Raw genomic sequence first — 23,889 nt, forward strand, 5'->3', positions numbered from 1 at the left:
CGGCGGTGGCCGCGGGCGGAACGGGCACCGGGCGCATCGCCGGTGCCGGCGGCGATCGCCGCTACGAGTCCGCTTCGTCGCCGAGCGCGTCGGCGCGCAGGCCGGGCGTCTTCGCGCTGCCGCGCAGGAACAGCCGCGACACGGTCTGCGCCATCTGCAGGCGCTGCTCACCGTCGCTGCCGTTGAGCTCGGCCATCGCGCCGTGCAGCATCTTCTGCGTCAGCCCGCGCGCGAGCGCGTCCAGCACGCTGTCGATGTCCTCGCCTCTGGCCAGCAGCTTGCGGGCGCGCTGGAGCTCGGCCTGGCGCCAGCTGTCGGCCTGCTGGTGCAGGGCCTGGATCAGCGGCACCGTGTGGCGCTGGCCCAGCCAGTGGACGAAGCTCTGCACGCCGGTCTCGATGATGGCCTCGGCCTGCTGGACGGCGGCCTGGCGCTTCTCGCCGGCGGTCTGGACCAGCTTGGACAGGTCGTCCACGGTGTAGAGATAGACGTCGTCCAGTTGGGCGACTTCCTGCTCGATGTCGCGCGGCACGGCGAGGTCGACCATGAACATCGGCTTGTGGCGGCGCTTCTTCAGCGCGCGCTCGACGGCGCCCAGCCCGATCAGCGGCAGGCTGGAGGCGGTGCAGGAGATCACCGCGTCGAATTCGTGCAGGCGGTCGGGCAGGTCGGCGAGGCGGAAGGCTTCGGCGCCCAGGTGGCTGGCGAGCTTCTCGCCGCGCTCCAGCGTCCGGTTCGCGACCGAGATCGACTTCGGGCCCTTGGCCGCGAAATGGGTGCCGACCAGCTCGATCATCTCGCCCGCGCCGACCAGCAGCACGCGGATGTCGGCGAGGTGCTCGAACAACTGGGCGGCCAACCGGACCGACGCGGCGGCCATGCTGATCGAGTGGCTGCCAATCTCGGTGGAGCTGCGCACTTCCTTGGCGACCGAGAAGCTGCGCTGGAAGAGCTGGTGCAGCGTCGTGCCGAGGGTGCCGGCCTGGTCGGCCTCGCGCACGGCCTGCTTGAGCTGGCCCAGGATCTGCGGCTCGCCCAGCACCATCGAGTCCAGCCCGCTGGCGACCCGGAAGGCGTGCCGGGCCGCGGCGCCGTCCTCGACGACATAGGCATGGTCCATCAGCGTCGCGCTGCCGACGCCGCCCACCTGCGCCAGCCAGTCCACCGCGGGGCGGACCATGTCGGCGTCGCCGGCGACGTAGAGCTCGGTGCGGTTGCAGGTGGACAGGATGGCGGCTTCCGCCGCGGTGGCCCGGCGGCGCTGCGGCGCGCCGACCTGGTCCTGGAAGCGCAGCAGCGTCGGCGCCAGTTGCTCGAGCGTGAACGCGAAACGTCCGCGCAGGTCGAGGGGCGCGGACGTGTGGTTCAGGCCGAGGGCGAAGACGGACATGGCGGCGATTATAAAATTCCGCCCCGACCCGTGCATCGCACCGGCCTTGGCGGCGCGCTCATCGCCCCGGGATGCGTCAAGAATGGCGCTTTCGTCACACCTTTTCCCCTCGCCCGGAGCGAACCGACCCGTGGACCCACTCGACGCCGTCTGGCATTTCGGCAACCTGTTCCTGCCCGCCTGGGGCGTGGCCGCGCTGATGGCGCTGGCGCTCAAGCTGATCTGGCGGGAGACCGTCGCCGGCATGCGCTGGCGCACGCTGGCCGTCTGGGGCGGACTGGGCGGGACGATGGGCATCGCCGCCGCGCTGATGCTGACCGGGCGCGACGGCACCATGGCCGGCTACGGCCTGATGCTGCTGGGCGTCACCGCCGCCCAGTGGGGCGTCAGCTACAAGCGCTGAGGCTGAGCGGGCGGCTCAGCCGGCCAGGTCGGCGGTGATCGGCACCTCGCCGCGCAGCGAGTGCGCGAAGGCCTCGGTGATGCGCATCGGGATGATCTGGTGCATCAGCCGCTCATGGCCCTTGAAGTTGACGATGCGGTTGCACTCGGTGCGGCCCATCAGCTCGGTGGCGTCCTTGCGCGCATGGCCCGACACCAGCACCGGCACCGTCTTGCCCACCAGGCTGTCGTTGTAGCGGATCGCGGTGGCCTCGATCTCGGCCTGCAGTTCCTGCAGGCGGCGCACCTTCACCTCATGGGGCGTGTCGTCCGCCAGGTTGGCGGCCGGCGTGCCGGGGCGCGGGCTGAAGATGAAGCTGAACGAGGCGTCGAAACCGATGTCGCGCACCAGCTGCATGGTCTTGGCGTGGTCCTCGTCGGTCTCGCCGGGGAAGCCGACGATGAAGTCCGAGGCGACGCGGATGTCCGGCCGCACCGCGCGCAGCTTGCGCACGATGCTCTTGAACTGCAGCGTGGTGTAGCCGCGCTTCATCGCCATCAGGATGCGGTCCGAGCCGTGCTGCACCGGCAGGTGGACATGGTTCACCAGCTGCGGGATCTTGCCGTAGGCGTCGATCAGACGCTGGCTGAACTCGTTGGGATGGCTGGTCGTGTAGCGGATGCGCTCGATGCCGGGAATCTCGGCCACGTACTCCAGCAACAGCGCGAAGTCGGCGATCTCGTCGGAGTCGCCCATCTTGCCTCGGTAGGCATTCACGTTCTGCCCCAGCAGCGTCACTTCCTTGACGCCCTGGTCCGCCAGGCCGGCGACTTCCTCCAGCACGTCCTCGAAGGGGCGGCTGACCTCCTCGCCGCGGGTGTAGGGCACCACGCAGTAGGAGCAGTACTTGGAGCAGCCTTCCATGATGGACACGAAGGCGGAGGCGCCCTCCACGCGGGCCGGCGGCAGGTGGTCGAACTTCTCGATCTCGGGGAAGGAAATGTCCACCTGCGGGCGGAGCTGCTGCTGGCGCTGAGCCAGCATCTGCGGCAGGCGGTGCAGCGTCTGCGGGCCGAAGACGACGTCGACGTAGGGCGCGCGCTCGATGATCGCCGCGCCCTCCTGACTGGCGACGCAGCCGCCGACGCCGATCATCACGCCCTTGGCCTTCAGGTGCTTGATGCGGCCCAGGTCGGAGAACACCTTCTCCTGCGCCTTCTCGCGGACCGAGCAGGTGTTGAACAGCACCAGGTCGGCCTGCTCGACGTCGGTGGTGGGCTCGTAGCCCTCGGCGGCGCGCAGCACGTCGGCCATCTTGTCCGAGTCGTACTCGTTCATCTGGCAGCCGAAGGTCTTGATGAAGACTTTCTTGCTCATGGGGAGCTCCGGGAGACATCGGCGCGACCCGCGGGGCGGGCCGGCGTTCAGGGGATCAGGGCTTGCGCCAGACCTGGCTGGCCTGGTCGAAGACCAGCTGGGAGGCTTGCTGCGGGGAGGTCGGCCAGGACTTGTTGGCCAGCTCCACCTCGTTCAGCACCCAGACGTCCATGAGCAGGCCATTGATGTCGGTGGTGTAGAGGACGGTCAGCTTCTGGTCGTACAGCGAGCCCGGCGTGGCGACCTGGTCGACCGCGTTGCGGATGCGGGCGCCGGGCGCGAGCCGGGCGGCCTTGCCGTTGAGCTTCACGTCCGGCGTGACGCCGATGACCAGTTCGCCGCGCAGCGCGCGCTGCGGGAAATAGCGGTGGCCGGGGACGATCTGCGCGTGGGCGGTCGACGGCGCGGTGAACGCGCCGATGCCGGCGACGGTCGAGAGGACCGCGAAGGCGGCGGCGGCGGTGCTGGCGGCCGACGTCGTCAGCAGGCGACGACGGGGCAGGGCGGGCGGGGCACAGCGGTACATGGTGTAGATCCAGTGGCTGCGGAAAATTCGCAAGGGCGCGAGTTTAACGGGACGAGCGCGGCGGGGCTCGCCGCCGCCCGCGCGGCCTCGGGCCCGGGCGTCAGAGTTGGCGGGTGGCGTCACCCTGCGCCAGCGGTGCCGGCGCGGGCTCGGGCAGCACGTAGACGACACCGGCGCCATGGCCAAGCACCGGCGCGACGACGCGGTCGAAGAACTCGCCCGCGACGACCACGCAGCCCAGCGAGATCCGGTTGTCGTCCGGAGAGGGCGAGGCCAGGCGCTCGGCGCGGCGCTCGTGGGCCGGGCTCGGGCGCAGGCGGTGGATGGCGAAGGCGGCGTCGTAGTCGACCCAGATGACGGTCTCGCCCTTGAGGTTGGGGCCGGGCTGGCTGTCGTAGCGGCCGGCGGGCGTGGTGCGCCAGGCCGGCGGGATGCCGGCGGCGACCATCTGGCCAACGCCCGGCGCGACGCTGTCGCCGCGGGCCAGGCCCAGCAGCGCGGGCGCGGTGCCGGCGAGCCGCCCATCGGCATGGAAGACGAAGAGCCGGGCTTCCTTCTTGTCGACGACCGCGAAGGGCAGCCCTCGGGCATCGCCGCGTTCGACGGCGGTGCGCGCCATCGCGCGCGCTTGCGGCGAGGCGGATTCGCCGCGGAAGTCGACGGCGGGCGCGGCGCCGGCGGCCATCGCGAACAGCGGCAAGCCCGCCAGCATCCAGACCAGTCCGCGCCGCAGCGCGGTCCCCAACGACCCGATCGACTTCATGTACTGCCCGATGTCCTTCTGGCGGACCGTTTCTGCTTGCCTCGGCAAGGGCCGGGCTGTCCGCTGGGGCCGCATATTAAGGAGCAACGGCCTGTTTCAAATGTCGATCTGTGCGCGGAAACGCCCGGACTTTCCCGGGAATTTGTAAGCCGGGCGAAGAGCGGCAGGAATGCGCGTACGTTAGCGGCCGCCCGGGTCCGTACAAAAATACGGTCCGATCCCGTACGAGTACGGTAATTACGCGGCAGCAACATCCGGGCGCGGGCGGACACACAAAATCCGCGCTCCACCTCGTCTGGCCCGGGCCAGCAAGAAGAGAGCAACGATGACACCGACCGTGGGAACCTGGCCATGCTGATGGCCGCCGTGCGCGTCGCGCTGCGACGCCCTTACACCTTCTTCGTGCTGGCGCTGCTGCTGCTGATCATCGGCCCGCTGGCGGCGATGCGCACGCCCACGGACATCTTCCCGGAGATCCGCGTCCCGGTGATCGCCGTGGCCTGGCAGTACACCGGGCTGCCACCGGATCAGATGTCGGGACGCATCTCGACGCTGTTCCAGCGCTCGCTGACGACCACCGTCAACGACATCGAGCACATCGAGGCCAACACCTATCCCGGCGTCTCGGTGGTGAAGATCTTCTTCCAGCCGGGCGTGAACATCTCGGTGGCCAACGCGCAGGTGACCGCGATCGCGCAGGTCGCGGTGCGGCAGATGCCGGCCGGCACGACGCCGCCGCTGATCCTGAACTACAACGCCGCCACCGTGCCCATCCTGCAGCTGGCGCTGTCGGGCAAGGGACTGTCGGAGCAGCAGCTGTTCGACCTGGGCTTCAACACCATCCGCACGCCGCTGGTGACCGTGCCGGGCGCGGCGCTGCCGCTGCCCTACGGCGGCAAGCAGCGCCAGGTGCAGATCGACGTGAACCCCGCCGCGCTGCAGGCGCGCGGGCTGTCGGCGCAGGACGTCGCCAGCGCGCTCGCGGCGCAGAACGTGCTGACGCCGATCGGCACGCAGAAGATCGGCGAGCTCGAGTACACGCTGCAGCTCAACAGCGCGCCCTCCGCGATCGAGGACCTGGGCCGGCTGCCGGTGAAGGTGGCCGGCGGCTCGACCATCTATTTGCGCGACGTCGCCGACGTGCATGACGGCAACGCGCCGCAGACCAACATCGTCCACGTCGACGGCGGCCGCTCGGTGCTGATGTCGGTGCTGAAGAACGGCGCGGCCTCCACGCTCGCGATCGTCGACGGCGTGCGCGCCAAGCTCGCCGAGCTGCGGCCCTCGCTGCCCGACGAGCTCGAGGTCAAGCCGATCAACGACCAGTCGGTGTTCGTGCGGGCGGCCATCAAGGGCGTCGCCATCGAGGGCGCGATCGCCGCCGCGCTGACCAGCGCGATGATCCTGCTGTTCCTGGGCAGTTGGCGCTCGACGGTGATCATCGCGGTGTCGATCCCGCTGTCGATCCTGGGATCGATCATCGGTCTGGCGGCGATCGGCGAGACGCTGAACCTGATGACGCTGGGCGGCCTGGCGCTGGCGGTGGGCATCCTGGTCGACGACGCGACCGTGACCATCGAGAACATCAACTGGCACCTGGAGCACGGCAAGGGCGTCGAGGAATCGATCATGGACGGCGCGCGCCAGATCGTGACGCCGGCCTTCGTGTCGCTGCTGTGCATCTGCATCGTGTTCATCCCGATGTTCTTCCTGGAAGGCGTGTCGCGCTTCCTGTTCGTGCCGATGGCCGAGGCGGTGATCTTCGCGATGGTCTGCTCGTTCATCCTGTCGCGCACGCTGGTGCCGACGATGGCCAAGTACCTGCTGCGTCCGCATGCGCCGCTGACCGATGGCCACGGCCACCTAGCGCAGCCGCCGTCGCGCAATCCGCTGCTGCGCTTCCAGCGCGACTTCGAGGCGCGCTTCGAGCGCGTGCGCGAGGGCTATCGCGCGCTGCTGGAGACGGCGCTCGGCCGGCGGCGGCCCTTCCTGATCGGCTTCGCCGCGGTGGTGCTGGTGTCCTTCGCGCTGGTGCCCTTCATCGGCAGCAACTTCTTCCCGCAGGTGGATTCGGGCCAGATCCTGATGCATGCGCGGGTGCCGGTGGGCACGCGGGTGGAGGAGACCGCCGCGCGCTTCGCGCGCATCGAGCAGGCGATCCGCCGCGTCATTCCGTCCGAAGGCATCGAGACCATGGTCGACAACATCGGCCTGCCGCCGTCGTCGATCAACCTGACCTACAACAACACCGGCGTGCTGGGCACCTCCGATGGCGACTTCCAGATCGCGCTGAAGGAAGGCCATCCGCCGACGGCCGACTACGTCCGCCGCCTGCGCGAGGCGCTGCCGCGCGAATTCCCGGACACGACCTTCTCGTTCCCGCCGGCCGACATCGTCAGCCAGATCCTCAACTTCGGCGCGCCGGCGCCGATCGACGTGCAGGTGCGCGGGCGCGACGTCGACGCCAATTTCGCCTACGCCCAGCAGTTGCTCAAGCGGATCCAGGCGATCCCCGGCGTGGCCGACGCGCGCATCCAGCAGTCCAACAAGGCGCCGGTGTTCAACGTCGACGTCGATCGCACGCAGGCGCAGCTGCTGGGCCTGACTACGCGCGACGTCGCCAACAGCCTGGTGGTGAACTTGGCCGGCAGCAGCCAGGTCGCACCGACCTTCTGGCTGAATCCGCAGAACGGCGTGAGCTACTCGATCGTGATGCAGACGCCGCAGCACCAGCTGGATTCGCTCGCCGCGCTGGGCAATCTGCCGATCGGCAATGGCGCGGCGGCGGGTGGCTCGACGCTGGGCGGGCTGGCGAGCTTCCAGCGCGCGACCGGTCCGGCGCTGATCAGCCAGTACGACGTGCAGACCATGGTGCAGATCCACGCGACGACGCAGGATCGCGACCTCGGCGCGGTCGCGGGCGACATCCGCCGCGTGCTCGCGGAGACGAAGGCCGAGGTGCCCAAGGGCTCGAACGTGCAGTTGCTCGGCCAGGTGCGCACGATGGACCGCGCGTTCTCGGGCCTGCTGTTCGGGCTGCTCGGCGCGGTGGTGCTGATCTACCTGCTGATCGTCGTGAACTTCCAGTCCTGGCTGGATCCGGCGGTGATCGTGTCGGCGCTGCCCGCGGCGCTGGCCGGCATCGTGTGGATGCTGTTCGCGACCGGCACCACGCTGTCGGTGCCCGCGCTGACCGGCGCGATCATGTGCATGGGCGTGGCCACGGCCAACAGCGTGCTGGTGATCAGCTTCGCGCGCGAGCGGCTGGAGGCCCTTGGCGACGCCACCGCCGCCGCGCTGGAGGCGGGCTTCGTGCGCTTCCGGCCGGTGCTGATGACGGCGCTCGCGATGGTCATCGGCATGCTGCCGATGGCGCTGGGCCTGGGCGAAGGCGGCGAGCAGAACGCACCGCTGGGCCGGGCCGTCATCGGCGGACTGATCTTCGCGACCTTCGCGACGCTGGTCTTCGTGCCGGTGGTGTTCAGCCTCGTGCATCGCCATCACCGCGGGACCGCGACCGCTGCCGACTCCCTCGAACCGAACGACTTGACCACCGGCGCCGCGACCGCGCTGCCCGGGGCCGGAGATCCCTCCCATGCGAACTGATGCCACGGCCGTCGAGGCCGCCCGTCCCCCTCGTTTCAAGCTCGCCGCGACCGTCGCGGTGCTGGCGGCGATCGTCATCGTCGCGGCGGGCCTGTGGTCCCGCAGGTCCAACGCCGAGCAGCTGCGCGGCGCGGCCGAGGCGCGCGGCCAGCCGACCGTCGCGCTGATCGCGCCGCAGCCGCTGGCCGAGGGCGGGCTCGAGTTGCCCGCGCGCATCGAAGCCTGGTCGCGCGCACCGATCTACGCGCGCGTCAGCGGCTACCTGAAGCGCTGGAACGTCGACATCGGCGGCAAGGTGAAAACGGGGCAGCAGCTTGCCGAGATCGAGACCCCTGACCTCGATCAGCAGCTGATGCAGGCGAAGGCCGAGCTCGCGACGGCGCGCAGCAACGCGGCGCTGGCGGCGAGCACGGCCAAGCGCTGGCAAGGGCTGCTGGCGTCGGACTCGGTGTCCAGGCAGGAGGTGGATGAGCGCACCGGCGACATGGCCGCGAAGCAGTCGCAGGCGGCGGCGCTGCAGGCCAACGTCGAGCGCATCGAGGCGCTGAAGCGCTTCACGCAACTGAGCGCGCCCTTCGATGGGGTCGTGACCGCGCGCAATACCGACGTGGGCGCGTTGATCAACGTGGGCGGCGCGCCGGGCAGCGAGCTGTTCGTCGTGTCGGACATGCGGCGGCTGCGCGTCTACGTCAACGTGCCGCAGCGACAGGTCGTGCAGGTGCGCACCGGCGACAAGGCCGTGCTGACCGTGCCCGAGCGGTCGGGCCAGCGTTTCGCGGCGACGGTGCGGTCGCTGTCGCAGTCCATCAACACGGCGAGCGGGGCGATGCTGGTGCAGCTCGCCGTGGACAACGACAAGGACGAACTGCTGCCGGGCGGCTTCGCGACGGTGCGCTTCGAAGGCCCGGCCAAGAGCGGCGGCGCAGCTCAGGCGGTTGGCGGCGTGTCGCTGCCGCCGGGCGCGGTGATCATCAACAAGGACGGCGTGCAGGTCGCGACTGTCGACGCGGACAACCGCGTGCGCCTGCGCAGGATCACGATCGCGCGAGACATGGGCACCCGGATTGAAGTGGGCGCGGGGCTCGGTCCCGCTGATCGCGTCATCGCGAATCCTCCGGACGGGCTCGCCGAGGGCGAGCTCGTGCGCGTCGCGCAGCCGGCGGCATCGCCGACCGCGTCGACGTCCGTGGCGTCGCCGAAGGGACGGTCATGAGCACGCGCGGCAAGCGGCACCTGAGCGCGGCGATCGCGCTCGCCGTGACGGCATGGATGGCCGGCTGCGCGCAGGCGCCACGGACGCAGTTGCCTGACGTGCCGATGGCCTCCGCCTTCAAGGAGGCGCGTGGCCCTTGGATTGAAGCGGGCGCCTCGACGGCGGCGATCGCCTTCGATGGCTGGTGGCAGGGCTACGGCGATCCCGAGCTCGACGCGCTGCAGCAGCGGCTGATCGAGAACAGTCCGGATCTCGCCTCGGCGCTGGCGCGCTATCAGCAGGCGAAGGCGGCCACCGACAGCCTGCGCGCCGCGCAGTCGCCGACGCTCAACACCTCGCTCAACGCGCAGCGCGACCGGCAGTCGGAGAGACGGCCGCTGCGGGTGCTCGGGCCGACCTCGCCCGATTGGTACAACAGCGCGACGCTGGGCCTGGACCTCAGCTATGAGGTCGACCTGTGGGGCCGCGTGTCCCGGCAGGTCGAGGCGGGCGTGGCCTCGGAGCGCGCGGCCGCCGCGGATCTCGCCGCCGCGCGGCTGGCGCTGCAGGCGCAGCTGGCCGATTCGCTGCTGCAGCTGCGTGGACTCGATCGCGACAACGCCTTGCTCGCCGATGCCGAGGAGGCCTACGCGCGCGCCTTCGATCTGATCTCGCGCCGGCATGAGGCCGGCATCGCCTCGGGCCTGGATCAGGCGCGGGCGCAAGGGCAACTGGAATCGGCGCGCTCGCAGCGGCGCCAGTCGCAGGCGCAGCGCGCGGTGCTGGAGCACGCGATCGCCGCGCTGGTCGGCGCGAACGCGTCGAGCTTCCGCATCGAGCCGGCGCCGGCGCTCCAGCTGGCGACGCCGGTGGTGCCGCCGGGCTTGCCGTCGACGCTGCTGGAGCGGCGTCCCGACATCGCGGCCGCCCGGCAGCGCGTCGTGGCGGCGACGGCGACGCTGGGCGTCGCGCGGACGGCGTTCTTTCCGTCGGTGGTGCTGAGCGCGCAAGGCGGCTTCCAGAGCAGCGATCTCGGCCGCTTCATCGAGGCGCCCAACCTGTTCTGGGCGATCGGTCCGACGCTGGCGATGAACCTGCTTGACGGCGGGCGGCGCAAGGCGGAGGAAGCGCGCGCGGGCGCGGCGCTCGATGAATCGGCGCAGCGCTATCGCGGTGCGGTGCTGGCGGCGTTCCAGCAGGTCGAGGACCAGCTCGTGCTGCTGGATCGCTATGGCGAGGCGCTCGAGGCGGAGAAGAAATCGGTCGATGCGGCCGAGCGCTCGCTGGCGCTGGCGACGAACCGCTATCGCGCGGGCGCGGCGGCGTATCTGGAAGTCGTCACCTCGCAGACGGCGGGCCTGCAGGCCAGGCGCAGCGCGGTCGATCTGGAGACCAGGCAGAGACGGGCGACGGTGGCGCTGGTGAAGGCGCTTGGCGGTGGTTGGAACGCCGAGACCGAGTTGAAGGTCAGTGCTGCGCGCTGATCGAGCCGCCGTTCTTCGATATTTCCGTAACGCCAGATCGGCAAATGTAAAACGCCTTTCCGAAAACGGGCGATCTCGTTAGTCTGCGCCCGTTGTCGACATGGCCGCGCCTGCGCGCTGGCGTGTCGGCGCTGGCCGCTGCCCACGGTCACCGTCCCCGAAGTGGACCCTGCTGGTCCGCGGCGCGCGAGGCGGGCGAATCGGCAGTTGGGTTTCCCGAGCAATTTTTCGATTCACCGGTGACCGGTGAGGGCGGAGCCATGCCCGCGCCGGATCGCTCCAACGATCTCGGAGACATTCATGAAGAACATCCGTACTGACGCGTCCGTCGAACTGGTCGCGCCCCAGCCCCCCGTGCTTGGCGTTTTGCGCGCGCCGCGCCCGCGCCAGGGACTGGCCGCCATGGCCGTCGTGGTGGGGGCCGTGGCCCCGATGGGCGCCGCGCACGCCGTGGACTGGCCCTCCGGCTTCTCCAAGTGCGCCGACGAGGGCGGCAGCTGCAAGGTCGGCGCGACCGCGCGCCAGGTCTCCTTCGGCGTGAAGGACAAGTGGGTCATCAAGACGCTCAGCGGCACGGTGCCTTGCACCTCGGCCACCTTCGGCGGCGCTGACCCGAACCCGGGCATCGCCGAGAAATGCGCCGTCGGCCCCGCCGCCTCGCCCGCACCGGCTCCTTCGCCGGCGCCTTCCCCGGCCCCCGCGCCATCGCCCGCACCGGCACCCGCGCCCGCAGGGCACAGCGGTGGCTATGCCGGGACGGTGACAGGCGGCGGCTCGGCGACACCGGTGACGGTCACCACCGCGGCGCAGATGCAGGCGGCCATCAATGCCTACAGCGGCAGCGGTGGGCTGGTGATCCGGTATGCCGGGACCTTCGACTTCGGCACGATCACCGATACCTGCGCGCAATGGCAGAAGCCGGCCGGCGCGATCGTCGAGATCAAGAACAAGAGCAACGTCACGATCGAGGGCGTCAACGGCTCGGCCGCGAACTTCGGGCTTGCGATCAAGGCGGCGGCCAGCAACATCATCATCCGCAACATGACGATCGGCCTGTTGCCCGGGAAGATCGACGCGATCGGCATCGAGGGCCAGAGCGGCGGGGTGCCGAGCAACATCTGGATCGACCACAACACGCTCTTCAGCTCGACGAAGGACTGCGCCGGCGCCGGTGACCTCGAGTTCGACGGCCTGATCGACAGCAAGGCGGGCGCGCATCACATCACCTACTCGTACAACTACATCCACGACCACCAGAAGGTCGGGCTGATCGGCTCCAGCGACAGCGACGCCAGCGACCGCTACATCACCTTCCACCACAACGTGTACAGCAACGTGGTGTCGCGGCTGCCGCTGCAGCGCGCGGGCTACACCCACCTCTACAACAACCTGTACTCGAACGTGCTCACGTCGGGGGCCAACATCCGGATGGGCGGGTACTCGCTGATCGAGGGCAACTACTTCGAAAACGCGCAGAACCCGGTGACCTCGCGGGACAGCTCCGCCATCGGCTACTGGGAGCTGCGCAACAACAACGTGAAGAGCCCGGCGGACTTCGCGACCTACGGCATCAAGTGGGTGGCCAGCGGCTCCAGCCCCTCGCGGGACGCGACCGACTGGACGACGACGGCGAACTTCCCGGTCGGCATCCCGTATGCGTACGTCGTGCACGACCCGGCGTGCGTGAAGCAGAAGCTCGCGGGTGTGGCCGGAGCAGGGAAGAACCTGGCGACGCTGAGCTGCAATTGAGCGGAGCGCGCCCTCACGCAANGGGCGCCGCGACAAGCGTCGGGCACCGGTACATGCGCGATCGGCCGCTTGACCTGCTCGAATGCAGGCCTTGAGCGACAAGTGACCGCTCAAATGGAAAACCCCAGCAGGACTTGCGTCTTGCTGGGGTTTGTATTTGGTGGCGCTTCAGGGATTCGAACCCCGGACCTGCGGATTATGATTCCGTCGCTCTAACCGGCTGAGCTAAAGCGCCTTGCGAAGAACGCGACTATAGCAAAGTTTTCGAAGACAATGCAAGCCCCCGCCGAGCACGGCGACAAACGTTCGGCGCGCGAGTCCTCTCGACCCCTCCATGTTCAGCTTCCTCAAGAAAAAACTGGGCTTCGGATCCTCCGAACCCACGCCAGCGCCCGCTCCCGAAGCGGTCCCTGCGCCCCCTCCCGCCATCCCGGCCCCGCCGGTCGCCGTCGAGCCCGTTTCGGCTCCGGCACCGCAAGCCCCGTCCCCGGCTCCGGAGATCGCGCCCGTCCTCGCTCCGCCTTCGACGACCGCACCCGCGCCGGTACCCAATCCCAGCCCGAACGCTTCCGTCGCGGCCCCTTCGACTGTCGTCGCGCCCGCGCCGGTGGCGTCGCCGCCCGTCGTGCATGCGCCCGCGCCGGCGCCGGTCGTCGCGGTGCCCACGCCTGTTCCGGCCACCGTTCCCGTCGCAGCCGCGGCACCAGTGGCCGAGCCCGAGCCCGAGCCCGCGCCGCGCAAGTCCTGGATGGACAAGCTGCGCCAGGGCCTGCGCAAGACCGGCTCGAGCATCGCCCAGGTCTTCACCGGCACGCAGATCGACGATGCGCTTTATGAAGAACTCGAGGCCGCGCTGCTGATGGCGGACGCAGGCGTCAAGGCGACCGAGTTCCTGCTCGAGGATCTGAAGCGTCGCGTCAAGGACGCCAAGGCCACCGAGCCCGCCGTCGTGCGTCAACTGCTCGTCGACGCGCTGACCGAGCTGCTGCAGCCGCTGCAGCGCCAGTTGGTGATCGGTGAGCAGTCGCCGATGGTGATGATGGTGGTGGGCGTCAACGGCGCCGGCAAGACGACCAGCATCGGCAAGCTGACGCGCCACCTGGCCGATGCCGAGGCCAATGTGTTGCTGGCCGCCGCGGACACCTTCCGTGCCGCCGCGCGCGAGCAGTTGGCGGTCTGGGCGGATCGCAACCGGGTGCAGATCGTCAGCCAGGAGGGCGGTGATCCGTCGGCGGTCACGTACGACGCGGTGGTCGCGGGCAAGGCGCGCGGCTGTGACGTCGTCATCGCCGATACCGCCGGCCGTCTGCCGACCCAGCTCCATCTGATGGAGGAGCTGAAGAAGATCAAGCGCGTGATCGGCAAGGCGCAGGAGACCGCGCCGCACGAGGTCCTGCTGGTCGTGGACGGCAACACCGGCCAGAACGCGCTCACGCAGGTGAAGGCCTTCGACGACGCGCTGGGCCTCACCGGCCTGATCGTCACCAAGCTGGACGGCACGGCCAAGGGCGGCGTGCTCGCGGCGATCGCGCGCGAGCGCCCGATCCCGGTCTACTTCATTGGCGTCGGCGAGAAGCTCGAGGACCTGCAGACCTTCGACGCGCGCGAGTTCGCGCAGGCCCTGCTCGAATAAGACCCGAAGTCCTCGGTCGCAGATCCGTCGAAGGGCGACGTGCGCCCCCCGGAATGCAAAAGAGCTCCCAAGGGAGCTCTTTGCATTTACATCGGGAAGCCGCCGCCCCCGCCGCCCATGAGGTTCTTCAGGCCGCCCATCTTCTTCATCATCTTCATCAGGCCGCCGCCCTTCATCTTCTTCATCATCCCCTGCATCTGATCGAACTGATTGAGCAGGCGGTTGACCTCCTGGATCTGCACGCCGGCGCCTGCGGCGATGCGGCGCTTGCGGCTGGCCTTGGACTTGCCGTCCATCAGCAGCGACGGCTGGCGGCGCTCCTTGGCGGTCATCGCGTTGAGGATGCCTTCCATGCGCTTCATGTCGCGCTCGGCCTTGTCCATGTCGGGCTGACCGGCCTTGGCAGTCATCTGGGTGGGCAGCTTGTCCATGAGCCCCGACAGCCCGCCCATCTTCTTCATCTGCGAGATCTGCGCGAGGAAGTCGTTCAGGTCGAAGCCGTCGCCGGACTTGAGTTTCTCGGCCAGCTTCTGCGCGGCCTCGACGTCCACGCCCTTCTGCACTTCCTCGACCAGCGCGACGATGTCGCCCATGCCGAGCACGCGGCCCGCATGGCGGTCGGCATCGAAGACCTCGAGCCCGTCGATCTTCTCGGACACGCCGGCGAACTTGATCGGCGCGCCGGTGATCTGCCGCACCGACAGCGCCGCGCCGCCGCGCGAGTCGCCATCCAGCTTGGTCAGCACGATGCCGGTCAGCGGCAGCGCCTCCTTGAAGGCCTTGGCCGTGTTGATCGCGTCCTGACCCTGCATCGCGTCGACCACGAACAGCGTCTCCACCGGCTTGAGCGTCGCGTGCAGGTCGCGGATCTCGGCCATCAGCGCTTCGTCGATCGCCAGGCGGCCGGCGGTGTCGACCAGCAGCACATCGAAGAAGTGGCGCTTCGCATGGTCAAGCGCCGCCAGGGCGATGTCATGCGGCTTCTGGTCCGGCGCCGACGGGAACCATTCGGCGCCCGCCTGCTTCGTCACCGTCTTGAGCTGCTCGATCGCGGCGGGGCGGTACACGTCCGCCGAGACCGTCAGCACCTTCTTCTTGCGCTTCTCGGTCAGGTGCTTGGCGAGCTTGGCGGTGGTCGTCGTCTTGCCGGCGCCCTGCAGGCCGGCCATCAGGATGATGGCGGGCGGCTGCGCGGCCAGGTTGATGTCGGCGACACCTTCGCCCATCGTCGCGGCCAGTTCCTTGTGGACGACCGAGACCAGCACCTGGCCCGGATTCAGCGAGGCGACCACCTCCTGGCCGAGCGCTTTCTCCTTCACGCGGGCGATGAAGTCGCGCACCACGGGCAGCGCGACGTCGGCCTCCAGCAGCGCCATGCGCACCTCGCGCAGCATGTCCTGCACATTGGACTCGGTGATGCGGGCCTGGCCGCGCATCGTCTTCACGAGCCGGCTCAGTCGATCGGTCAGGGTGGAAGCCATCGTATTGGCGCCNGGCGCTCGTCATTACACTTTGCGGATGATTTTATCGTCCGCCTCCGCCGAGCCCAGCGGCCTGCTCCTGGCCGCCCTCAGCGCCGCCGGCGCGGTGGCCTATGCCGTCGCCGCCGCCTTCGCGCATCTGCGGCCCCGCACCTGGCGCTCGGTGCTGGTGCTGGCCTGGCTGCTGCACCTGGCCGCGCTGGTCGTGGACATCGGCGGCATCGGCGCCGCGCCGGTCAATGGCAGCCACGCGGCGCGCTTCGGCTTCGCGCCCTCGCTGTCGATGACGATCTGGCTGGTGACCGGCGTCTATCTGGTCGAGAGCCGCTTCCTGCCGCTGCCCTCGGCCCAGCGCCTGCTCAGCGTGCTGGGCCTGCTGGTGATGCTGGTGGCCTGGATGTTCCCGGGCGAATACCGACCGCAGGCGGGCTCGCCGCTGGCGCCGCTGCACTGGGCGATGGGCCTGGCGTCCTACGGCCTGTGCGGCGTCGCGGTGATGCATGCGGTCATGCTGAACCGCGCCGAGCGCCAGATGCGCGCCCAGAAGGGGCAGGGCGCGCCGGCGCTCGGCACGCCGCTGCTGCGCCTGGAGCGCCTGACCTTCCAGTTCGTCGGCGCCGGCGTGGTCGTGCTGTCGATCGCGCTGCTGCTGGGCGTGGCCTTCACGCCGCAATGGCGCTGGGATCACAAGACGCTGTTCGCCGTGATGGGCTGGGTCGTGCTGACCGGGCTGCTGACGGGGCGTCGCGTGTTTGGCTGGCGCGGCCGGCGTGCGACGCGCTGGCTCTACTTCGGCGCCGCACTGCTGCTGCTGTCCTATGCCGGCTCGCGCTTCGTGCTCGAGGTCGTGCTGCAGCGTCCGCCCGTCTGATGCCGACCCCGTCGACCTCCTCCCCGAAGCTTCCGGCGCGCCCATCGTGATCAAGCTGCTTTTCTGGATCGTCCTGCTGGCGGTGATCGCCTTCGTGATCGGCTTCAAGCGCGGCCGGCCGACGCCGCGCGACAACGCCCGGCCCGCGCCGCCGCCTGCGCCGCGCCTGCCCGAGCACATGGTGAGCTGCGCCGAGTGCGGCATGCATCTCCCGGCCAGCGATGCGCTGCCCGGCCGTGGCGGGCAGTTCTGCGGCGCCGCCCATCGCGCGGCGCACGAGCATCGCCTGGAAGCCGCCGAGGCGGCGCGCGGCCGGCGCGACGACGCCGCGACCTGAGCGCCGGACCACATGGCCACCTCCGAGACCGTCGGCGCCATCAGCGCCAGCACCATCCAGCGCCTGTATCGCGCCTTCATGGGTGCGCGCGCGGCGCTGGGGCTGGCGCTGCTGGCGACGCAGTCGCTGGCCGGCCTGATGGGGGCCAAGCCCACTGGCTGGACGACGCTGATCTCGCTGATCTACGGCACGCAGGCGGTGCTGGCGTGGATGCTGCCGCGCTGGTTCGGCGGCGGCGAGACGCCGTCGAAGGAGCGCGCCGGCCTGAGCACGCGGCAGTTCATGGTCAGCATCGGCGCCGACCTGGTGCTGTTCACGCTGTTGCAGGTGCGCGATCCCAGCGGCCCTTATGGCGCGCTGTTCTTCATGCCGGCGCTGATGGCCGGCGCGCTGCAGCCGCGGCTGCGCGCGCTGGGCTGCGCCGCCTTGCCCAGCCTGGTGCTGCTGTCGATGTCCGGCTGGGCGGTGCTGAACGAGCAGGACGGCGCGCTGCGCATCAGCCAGGCCGGGCTGCTGGGCTGCGGCCTGTTCGTGGTCACGCTGCTGGCCAACGAGATCGCGTCACGCCTGGCGCGCGAGGAGCGCGCCGCGCGCGGCAGCCTCGAGTACGCCCGCCAGCAGGCCGACCTGAACCGCCTCGTCATCGAGGAGATGGAGGAGGGCGTCGCCGTCGTCGACCGCCGCGGCCTGGTGCGCACCGCCAATCCGGCGGCGCGGGCGCTGCTCGCGGAAGGCGCCTCGCTGCGCTCGGGGGCGTTCCGGCTGGACACCACGCCGGCCTGGAAGCCGCTGCTGCGGGCGGTCGAGAAGGCCTTCGCCGGCGAGCTCTGGCCGGAGGCCGGCCGGGATCTGCTGCTGGACTTCGGCCGCGGCTCGCAGCGCTCGTTGCGGGTGCGCATGCGCTTCACGCTGCGGCCGCTGGACGGCGACGACCTGTGCGTGCTCTTCCTCGAGGACAACCGCCTGCTCGAAGCCCGCAATCGCCAGGAGAAGCTGGCGGCGATGGGGCGCGTGTCCGCCGGCATCGCGCACGAGATCCGCAATCCGCTGACCGCGATCGCGCAGGCCAACGCGCTGCTGTCGGAGGACCTCGCGCAGGACCCCAAGGGCGAGCAGCTCACCCGCATGGTGGCGTCCAACGTCGAGCGGCTCAAGCGCCTGGTCGACGACGTGATGGAGGTCGCGCCCGGCATCGCGCCGGTGGCGCTGACGCTCGCCGTCGCGCCGCTGGTGCGCGAGTACTGCGCCGACTGGGCCACCACCCAGCGGCTGCCCGGCGGTGAGGCCAGCCCGCTGCGCGTCGAGATCGAGCGCGACGGCCTGCTCGTCAGCTTCGAGCCCGAGCACCTGCGCCGCGTCCTGATCAACCTGCTGGACAACGGCCTGCGCCACGCGCGCCCCGGTCCGGGCGCGCTGCGCGTGCAGCTGGGCGAGGACCGCGAGTGGGTGCGGCTGTCGGTGTTCAGCCGCGCCGAGCCCATCCCGGCCGAGGTCGAAAGACACTTGTTCGAGCCCTTCTTCTCCACGCGCAGCCGGGGCTCGGGCTTGGGCCTGTACATTTGCCGCGAACTGTGCGAGCGCTACGGCGCCCGCATCGAATACCACCGCCGCGACGCCGGCCCGAACGCCGAGGCGAACGAGTTCCGTGTGCTGCTGCCGCGGCCGGCTTCGCCAGGCGCCGCGCTTGCCTCGGTCCCGTCCGCGGGACCGGATTCCCATTTCCCCGATACCGAACTCCATGAGCGCTGATCCCCGCCTGCTGGTCGTCGACGACGAGCCCGACCTGCGCACCCTCTATGAAATGACGCTGCTGCGCGAGGGCTTCTCGCTGGACAGCGCCGGCACCGTCGAGGACGCGCTGGAGCTGCTGGGCACGCGCCGCTACGACGCGGTCATCACCGACATGCGGCTGCCCGACGGCAGCGGCCTGGACATCCTGCGCTGGCTGGAGCAGCAGGGGCGCAGCGAGCGCGCGCTGGTCATCACCGCCTACGGCTCGGCCGAGAACGCGGTCGAGGCGCTCAAGGCCGGGGCCTACGACTACCTGACCAAGCCGGTGGACCTGCGCCAGTTCCGGATGGTGGTCGCGTCGGCGCTCGGCCGGACGCCGAAGATGGAAGGGCCGGTGCCCAAGCCGTTCTCGTCCGCGCCGGCGGCGTCGGGCCCGGGGTGGAGTGCGCCGTCGAACGCGTCGAACGCGTCGTCGAACCCGGCATTCAACCCGGCATCGAACGCGGCATCGAACGCGGCCTCGAGCGCGATGTCCGTCGCCGCCGCGCCGGATGCCTTCGCGCCGACCGCGCCCGGCGCCTTCGATGTGCTGGGCTCGGTCGAGGCCTCCCGGCCCGCGCCGGCCGAAGCGCGCAAGCCGGCCCGCGCTGTGCCGCCGTTGACCGGCTCGACCACGGCGCTGGAGCGGCTGGTCGGCGATTCGGCGCCGATGCGCCAGGTGCGCGAGCTGATCGAGAAGGTCGCGCGCAGCATGGCGCCGGTGCTGCTCAACGGCGAGTCCGGCACCGGCAAGGAGCTCGTGGCGCGTGCGATCCATGACGTCAGCGCGCGCCGTCCCCAGCCCTTCATCGCGGTGAACTGCGGCGCGATCCCGGAGCAGTTGCTGGAAGCGGAGTTCTTCGGTTATCGCAAGGGCGCCTTCACCGGCGCGAGCGAGGACCGCGAGGGCTTCTTCCAGGCGGCGCAGGGCGGCACGCTGTTCCTCGACGAGATCGGCGACCTGCCGCTGGCGATGCAGTCCAAGCTGCTGCGCGCGTTGCAGGAGCGCTCGGTGCGGCCAGTGGGCGCGGTGGCGGAAATGCCGGTCAATGTCCGGCTGCTCAGCGCGACCCACAAGGACCTGACCGCGGAGGTGGCCGGCGGCCGCTTCCGCCAGGACTTGTATTACCGGCTCAACGTGATCCAGATCCGCGTGCCGCCGCTGCGCGAGCGCATGGAGGACCTGGCGCCGATCAGCGCGCGCATCCTGCAGCGCATCGCCGCCGACGCCGGCGTGGCGCCGGTGCCCGCGCTGACGCCGGCGGCGCTGGCGACGCTGTCGCGCTACAGCTTCCCGGGCAACGTGCGCGAGCTCGAGAACCTGCTGCATCGCGCGCTCGCGCTGTCCAACGGCGACGGCATCGACCTGGCCGACCTCGGCCTGCCCGACAGCGTGCTGGGCCTGGACGATGCGCCGGCGGAGACCGCCGAGGTGGCCGTGGAGCCGCCGCTGGGCGCCGCCTTGCCCGCCGAGGCGCGGGGCGGTGCGCCGCTGCCGGCGGACCTCGCCACCTATCTGGACGAGGTCGAGAAGCAGATCCTGCTGCGGGCGCTCGAGCAGCACCGCAACAACCGCACCGCGGCCGGCGCCAGCCTGGGCCTGTCGCTGCGGCAGATGCGCTACCGCATGGCGCGGCTGGAGATCTCGGTCGGCGGCGACGAGTCCTGACCGGTTCGCATCCCAGCGGAACTGCGCGCAATGCGTCCATGACCCCACCGCCGGTGGCCCCTCCGGGAAGGTCCTAGGGCGGGGTTGTCCTAACGGGTGGGGACAGCGGCGCGGCGTGTCATCGAGACGCCATCGACGCCTGCTCAGCAACCATCGGCCCTTGCGCCCGATTCCCCGCTGCAGCCCGCGCCAATCCTGGCGTCGCGGACACGATGCGCGAATCCATCGGGGCTGTGCGGGGTCAGGTCTTCCAGCTAGACCAGCACATGGCGGACGTCAAGGGCGATGACGCTACCGCTAGTTCCTTGAAGGTGCCGTGACCACTAGATATAGTGTTTTGCATGCTATCCTGCTGACTTCGCAAACACGGCGATGAATGCTCCCTCAGACGTCTTGCCCGCGCTGCCGACCCCTTGGTCGGAGGACCGGGAATCCCAAGTCCAGGCGCATCGGCAGCATCGCCAACATCACCTGACCCCCTGATCGCTGGGCCCTTCGGACAAGCCGGGCCGGGCGAAGCTTTTTTTGTTTTTCCAGACACCAGAACAGACGAGGATCCCATGCAGACAGTCGCCGCCACACCGACCGCTGAAACGGGCCTGGCCCAGGCTCCGCGCGAGTCCGCCGCCGCTTCGGCCAGCTTCCCGCAGCACCAGATCATCCGCCGCAACGGCGCGGTGGTGCACTTCGAGCCGAGCAAGGTGGCCGTGGCGATGATGAAGGCCTTCCTCGCGGTGCACGGCACCAGCGGTGCGGCGTCCGCCAGCGTGCGCGAGACCGTCGACGCGCTGACCGATTCGGTGACGCGCGCGCTGCTGCGCTCGCGCCCGGCCGGCGGCACCTTCCACATCGAGGACGTGCAGGATCACGTCGAGCTGGCGCTGATGCGCGGCGGCCACCATGAAGTGGCGCGCGCCTACGTGCTGTACCGCGAGCGCCGCACCCAGGAGCGCGCCGCCCAGGGCGAGCAGCGCCAGGCCGCGGTGCTGGAGTCCGGCATCTCGGTGGTCGAGAACGGGGTGCGCGTGCCGCTCGACCTGAACAAGCTGGCGGCGCTGATCTCGTCGAGCTGCGAGAACCTGGGCGCCGACGTCAAGCCGGATCCGATCCTGGCCGAGACCAAGCGCAACCTGTACGACGGCGTCCCGATCGACGAGGTCTACAAGGCCGCCATCCTGGCCGCCCGCACGCTGATCGAGAAGGACCCGGGCTACACCCGCGCCACCGCCCGCCTGCTGCTGCACACGATCCGCAAGGAGATCCTGGGCCGCGAGGTCACGCAGGCCGAGATGGCCACCGCGTACGCCGACTACTTCCCCGGCTTCATCAAGAAGGGCGTGCAGGCCGAGCTGCTGGACGAGAAGCTGCAGCAGTACGACCTGGCCAAGCTGGGCGCCGCGCTGAAGGCCGAGCGCGACCTGCAGTTCGACTACCTGGGCCTGCAGACGCTGTTCGACCGCTACTTCCTCCATGTCGACGGCACCCGCATCGAGATGCCGCAGGCCTTCTTCATGCGCGTCGCGATGGGCCTGGCGCTGGGCGAGATCGACCGCGAAGCCCGCGCCATCGAGTTCTACGAAGTCCTGTCGACCTTCGACTTCATGAGCTCCACGCCGACGCTGTTCAACTCGGGCACGCGCCGCTCGCAGCTGTCGAGCTGCTACCTGACGACGGTGGCCGATGACCTGGACGGCATCTATGAAGCGCTGAAGGAAAACGCGCTGCTGTCCAAGTTCGCTGGCGGCCTGGGCAACGACTGGACGCCGGTGCGCGCGCTGGGTTCGCACATCAAGGGCACGAACGGCAAGTCGCAAGGCGTGGTCCCGTTCCTCAAGGTGGTCAACGACACCGCCGTCGCGGTGAACCAGGGCGGCAAGCGCAAGGGCGCCGTCTGCGCCTACCTGGAGACGTGGCACTTGGACATCGAGGAATTCCTCGAGCTGCGCAAGAACACCGGTGACGACCGTCGCCGCACCCACGACATGAACACGGCGAACTGGATTCCCGACCTGTTCATGAAGCGCGTCATCGAAGGCGGCGACTGGACGCTGTTCAGCCCGTCCACCTGCCCGGACCTGCACGACCTGTTCGGCAAGGAATTCGAGGTCGCCTACACGGCCTATGAAGCCAAGGTCGACCGCGGTGAGCTCAAGCTGCACAAGCGCATGCCGGCCCGCGACCTCTGGCGCAAGATGCTGACGATGCTGTTCGAGACGGGCCATCCCTGGATCACGTTCAAGGACGCCTGCAACGTGCGCTCGCCGCAGCAGCATGTCGGCGTCGTGCACTCGTCCAACCTGTGCACCGAGATCACGCTGAACACCAACGACAACGAGATCGCGGTCTGCAACCTGGGCTCGGTCAACCTGTCGCAGCATCTGAAGGACGGCAAGATCGACCAGGAGAAGCTGAAGAAGACGGTGTCGACGGCGATGCGCATGCTCGACAACGTCATCGACATCAACTACTACGCGGTCAAGAAGGCGCGCGACTCCAACCTGCGCCACCGTCCGGTGGGCCTGGGCATCATGGGCTTCCAGGATGCGCTGTACCAGCTGCGCGTGCCCTACGCCTCCGACGCCGCGGTCGAGTTCGCCGACCGCTCGATGGAAGCCGTCTGCTATCACGCCTACTGGGCTTCGACCGAGCTGGCCGCCGAGCGTGGCCGCTACAGCAGCTACCGCGGCTCGCTGTGGGATCGCGGCATCCTGCCGATCGACTCGCTGAACCTGCTGGCCGAAGCCCGCGGCGGCTACGTCGACGTGGACCGCTCGTCGTCGCTGGACTGGGACGCGCTGCGCGCCAAGATCGCCCGTGACGGCATGCGCAACAGCAACTGCGTGGCGATCGCGCCGACCGCGACGATCTCCAACATCATCGGCGTCGACGCGTCGATCGAGCCCTGCTTCGGCAACCTGTCGGTGAAGTCCAACCTGTCGGGCGAGTTCACCGTGGTGAACGAGCACCTGGTCCGCGACCTCAAGAAGCTGGGCCTGTGGGACGACGTGATGGTCATGGACCTCAAGCACTTCGACGGCTCGCTGCGCCGCATCGACCGCGTGCCCGAGGAACTCAAGCACCTGTACGCCACCGCGTTCGAAGTGGATCCGGTGTGGCTGGTGGAAGCCGCCGCGCGCCGCCAGAAGTGGATCGACCAGGCGCAGAGCCTGAACATCTACATGGCCGGCGCCTCGGGCAAGCGCCTGGACGAGACCTACAAGCTGGCGTGGCAGCGTGGCCTGAAGACCACCTACTACCTCCGCACGATGGGCGCGACGCATGCCGAGAAGAGCACCGTGCAGAACGCCGGCCAGCTCAACGCGGTGAGCAGCGGCATCGGTGGCCTGAGCGCCGCGCCGGTCGCGGCGGCACCGGTTGCGGTCGCGCCGATCGAGACTTCGGTCTCGCCGGATCTGGGCGACGTGTCGCCGGCGACGGACGTCAAGTTCTGCGCCATCGACGACCCCGGTTGCGAGGCCTGCCAGTAATCGAAACAGGAGGTGTCGGCGTCATGCGTCGACACCTCCGACGCTCGCGATGCGAGTGTTCATCGATGTTCGCGGCGATCGGCGATTTTTCCGCCCGGCCTCGCGAGCGATCGATGAACGCTTGATCGGACGTCCGCTCCGGCTCCCGCCGCGTGTCGAGATCGCGCGGCA

General features: G+C 69.7%; 16 protein-coding genes and 1 tRNA gene. 11 read left to right on the forward strand and 6 right to left on the reverse strand.

What is annotated here, in order from left to right:
* Positions 1-61: 61 nt before the first annotated feature.
* The gene (gene hemA, locus ACTJKJ_RS00675; RefSeq protein WP_091727109.1) at positions 62-1,390 is read right to left on the reverse strand and encodes a glutamyl-tRNA reductase; all 1,329 of its coding nucleotides are present in this window, start codon (positions 1,388-1,390) and stop codon (positions 62-64) included.
* A gap of 130 nt (positions 1,391-1,520) precedes the next feature.
* Here hemA and ACTJKJ_RS00680 point away from each other — a divergent pair, with 130 nt between their 5' ends.
* A complete protein-coding gene (locus tag ACTJKJ_RS00680; RefSeq protein ID WP_091727104.1) occupies positions 1,521-1,793 on the forward strand; it encodes a hypothetical protein in 273 nt (90 codons plus the stop codon).
* Positions 1,794-1,808: 15 nt separating this feature from the next.
* Here the strand turns inward: ACTJKJ_RS00680 and miaB are convergent, their stop codons facing one another.
* The 3 genes from miaB to ACTJKJ_RS00695 all read right to left on the reverse strand — a co-directional run bounded on the left by miaB (position 1,809) and on the right by ACTJKJ_RS00695 (position 4,438).
* On the reverse strand, positions 1,809-3,149 hold the full coding sequence (gene miaB / locus ACTJKJ_RS00685) for a tRNA (N6-isopentenyl adenosine(37)-C2)-methylthiotransferase MiaB (protein WP_440819294.1): 1,341 nt from the start codon (positions 3,147-3,149) through the stop codon (positions 1,809-1,811).
* Positions 3,150-3,204: 55 nt separating this feature from the next.
* Entirely contained in the window at positions 3,205-3,675 is a 471-nt protein-coding gene (locus ACTJKJ_RS00690) for a hypothetical protein (RefSeq protein ID WP_440819295.1), read from the reverse strand.
* 100 nt (positions 3,676-3,775) lie between these two features.
* A complete protein-coding gene (locus tag ACTJKJ_RS00695; protein ID WP_440819296.1) occupies positions 3,776-4,438 on the reverse strand; it encodes a hypothetical protein in 663 nt (220 codons plus the stop codon).
* A 354-nt stretch (positions 4,439-4,792) separates the two neighbouring features.
* Here ACTJKJ_RS00695 and ACTJKJ_RS00700 point away from each other — a divergent pair, with 354 nt between their 5' ends.
* The 4 genes from ACTJKJ_RS00700 (at position 4,793) to ACTJKJ_RS00715 (ending at position 12,469) form a co-directional block, all read left to right on the forward strand.
* Positions 4,793-8,044, forward strand: coding sequence for an efflux RND transporter permease subunit (locus tag ACTJKJ_RS00700; RefSeq protein WP_440819554.1), 3,252 nt, complete (start codon positions 4,793-4,795; stop codon positions 8,042-8,044).
* On the forward strand, positions 8,034-9,257 hold the full coding sequence (locus ACTJKJ_RS00705) for an efflux RND transporter periplasmic adaptor subunit (RefSeq protein WP_440819297.1): 1,224 nt from the start codon (positions 8,034-8,036) through the stop codon (positions 9,255-9,257). The genes ACTJKJ_RS00700 and ACTJKJ_RS00705 overlap by 11 nt, the downstream gene beginning before the upstream one ends.
* A complete protein-coding gene (locus tag ACTJKJ_RS00710; protein WP_440819298.1) occupies positions 9,254-10,720 on the forward strand; it encodes an efflux transporter outer membrane subunit in 1,467 nt (488 codons plus the stop codon). Before ACTJKJ_RS00705 ends, ACTJKJ_RS00710 begins: the two co-directional genes overlap by 4 nt.
* 300 nt (positions 10,721-11,020) lie before the next feature.
* Positions 11,021-12,469, forward strand: a complete 1,449-nt coding sequence (locus ACTJKJ_RS00715) for a pectate lyase family protein (protein WP_440819299.1) — start codon at positions 11,021-11,023, stop codon at positions 12,467-12,469.
* A gap of 158 nt (positions 12,470-12,627) precedes the next feature.
* On the opposite strand, the gene ACTJKJ_RS00720 is transcribed toward ACTJKJ_RS00715, so the two are convergent.
* Positions 12,628-12,704, reverse strand: a tRNA-Met gene (locus ACTJKJ_RS00720).
* 99 nt (positions 12,705-12,803) lie between these two features.
* Between ACTJKJ_RS00720 and ftsY the strand changes: the two genes are divergently transcribed.
* Entirely contained in the window at positions 12,804-14,102 is a 1,299-nt protein-coding gene (gene ftsY, locus ACTJKJ_RS00725) for a signal recognition particle-docking protein FtsY (RefSeq protein ID WP_297384148.1), read from the forward strand.
* Between the two features lie 86 nt (positions 14,103-14,188).
* Here ftsY and ffh read toward each other — a convergent pair whose 3' ends face one another.
* Complete coding sequence (gene ffh / locus ACTJKJ_RS00730; RefSeq protein WP_183482492.1) at positions 14,189-15,583, reverse strand: signal recognition particle protein; 1,395 nt, start codon at positions 15,581-15,583, stop codon at positions 14,189-14,191.
* Positions 15,584-15,620: 37 nt separating this feature from the next.
* On the opposite strand from ffh, the gene ACTJKJ_RS00735 reads away from it, so the two are divergent.
* From ACTJKJ_RS00735 to ACTJKJ_RS00755, 5 genes are all read left to right on the forward strand, one after another.
* The gene (locus ACTJKJ_RS00735) at positions 15,621-16,454 is read left to right on the forward strand and encodes a cytochrome C assembly family protein (protein ID WP_183482490.1); all 834 of its coding nucleotides are present in this window, start codon (positions 15,621-15,623) and stop codon (positions 16,452-16,454) included.
* A 46-nt stretch (positions 16,455-16,500) separates the two neighbouring features.
* Positions 16,501-16,791, forward strand: a complete 291-nt coding sequence (locus ACTJKJ_RS00740; RefSeq protein ID WP_440819300.1) for a PP0621 family protein — start codon at positions 16,501-16,503, stop codon at positions 16,789-16,791.
* Positions 16,792-16,803: 12 nt separating this feature from the next.
* Positions 16,804-18,540 carry a sensor histidine kinase gene (locus ACTJKJ_RS00745; protein WP_440819301.1) on the forward strand — a complete coding sequence of 579 codons (1,737 nt, stop codon included), beginning with the start codon at positions 16,804-16,806 and terminating at the stop codon, positions 18,538-18,540.
* Positions 18,530-20,230 (forward strand): sigma-54-dependent transcriptional regulator, encoded by a 1,701-nt coding sequence (locus tag ACTJKJ_RS00750; RefSeq protein WP_440819302.1) that lies wholly within the window; start codon positions 18,530-18,532, stop codon positions 20,228-20,230. Before ACTJKJ_RS00745 ends, ACTJKJ_RS00750 begins: the two co-directional genes overlap by 11 nt.
* Before the next feature lie 560 nt (positions 20,231-20,790).
* On the forward strand, positions 20,791-23,718 hold the full coding sequence (locus ACTJKJ_RS00755) for a ribonucleoside-diphosphate reductase subunit alpha (protein WP_440819303.1): 2,928 nt from the start codon (positions 20,791-20,793) through the stop codon (positions 23,716-23,718).
* The last annotated feature ends 171 nt before the right edge of the window (positions 23,719-23,889 follow it).

Source organism: Roseateles sp. 22389 (genome assembly GCF_052044995.1).
In the GTDB taxonomy this organism is placed as follows: domain Bacteria; phylum Pseudomonadota; class Gammaproteobacteria; order Burkholderiales; family Burkholderiaceae_C; genus Roseateles.

What these genes read in the sequence shown, in the direction of transcription:
- hemA (WP_091727109.1), bottom strand. Translation starts at nt 1,390, where the DNA reads ATGTCCGTCTTCGCCCTCGGCCTGAACCACACGTCCGCGCCCCTCGAC.
- miaB (WP_440819294.1), bottom strand. Translation starts at nt 3,149, where the DNA reads ATGAGCAAGAAAGTCTTCATCAAGACCTTCGGCTGCCAGATGAACGAG.
- ACTJKJ_RS00690 (WP_440819295.1), bottom strand. Translation starts at nt 3,675, where the DNA reads ATGTACCGCTGTGCCCCGCCCGCCCTGCCCCGTCGTCGCCTGCTGACG.
- ACTJKJ_RS00695 (WP_440819296.1), bottom strand. Translation starts at nt 4,438, where the DNA reads ATGAAGTCGATCGGGTCGTTGGGGACCGCGCTGCGGCGCGGACTGGTC.
- ACTJKJ_RS00705 (WP_440819297.1), top strand. Translation starts at nt 8,034, where the DNA reads ATGCGAACTGATGCCACGGCCGTCGAGGCCGCCCGTCCCCCTCGTTTC.
- ACTJKJ_RS00710 (WP_440819298.1), top strand. Translation starts at nt 9,254, where the DNA reads ATGAGCACGCGCGGCAAGCGGCACCTGAGCGCGGCGATCGCGCTCGCC.
- ACTJKJ_RS00715 (WP_440819299.1), top strand. Translation starts at nt 11,021, where the DNA reads ATGAAGAACATCCGTACTGACGCGTCCGTCGAACTGGTCGCGCCCCAG.
- ftsY (WP_297384148.1), top strand. Translation starts at nt 12,804, where the DNA reads ATGTTCAGCTTCCTCAAGAAAAAACTGGGCTTCGGATCCTCCGAACCC.
- ffh (WP_183482492.1), bottom strand. Translation starts at nt 15,583, where the DNA reads ATGGCTTCCACCCTGACCGATCGACTGAGCCGGCTCGTGAAGACGATG.
- ACTJKJ_RS00735 (WP_183482490.1), top strand. Translation starts at nt 15,621, where the DNA reads ATGATTTTATCGTCCGCCTCCGCCGAGCCCAGCGGCCTGCTCCTGGCC.
- ACTJKJ_RS00745 (WP_440819301.1), top strand. Translation starts at nt 16,804, where the DNA reads ATGGCCACCTCCGAGACCGTCGGCGCCATCAGCGCCAGCACCATCCAG.
- ACTJKJ_RS00750 (WP_440819302.1), top strand. Translation starts at nt 18,530, where the DNA reads ATGAGCGCTGATCCCCGCCTGCTGGTCGTCGACGACGAGCCCGACCTG.
- ACTJKJ_RS00755 (WP_440819303.1), top strand. Translation starts at nt 20,791, where the DNA reads ATGCAGACAGTCGCCGCCACACCGACCGCTGAAACGGGCCTGGCCCAG.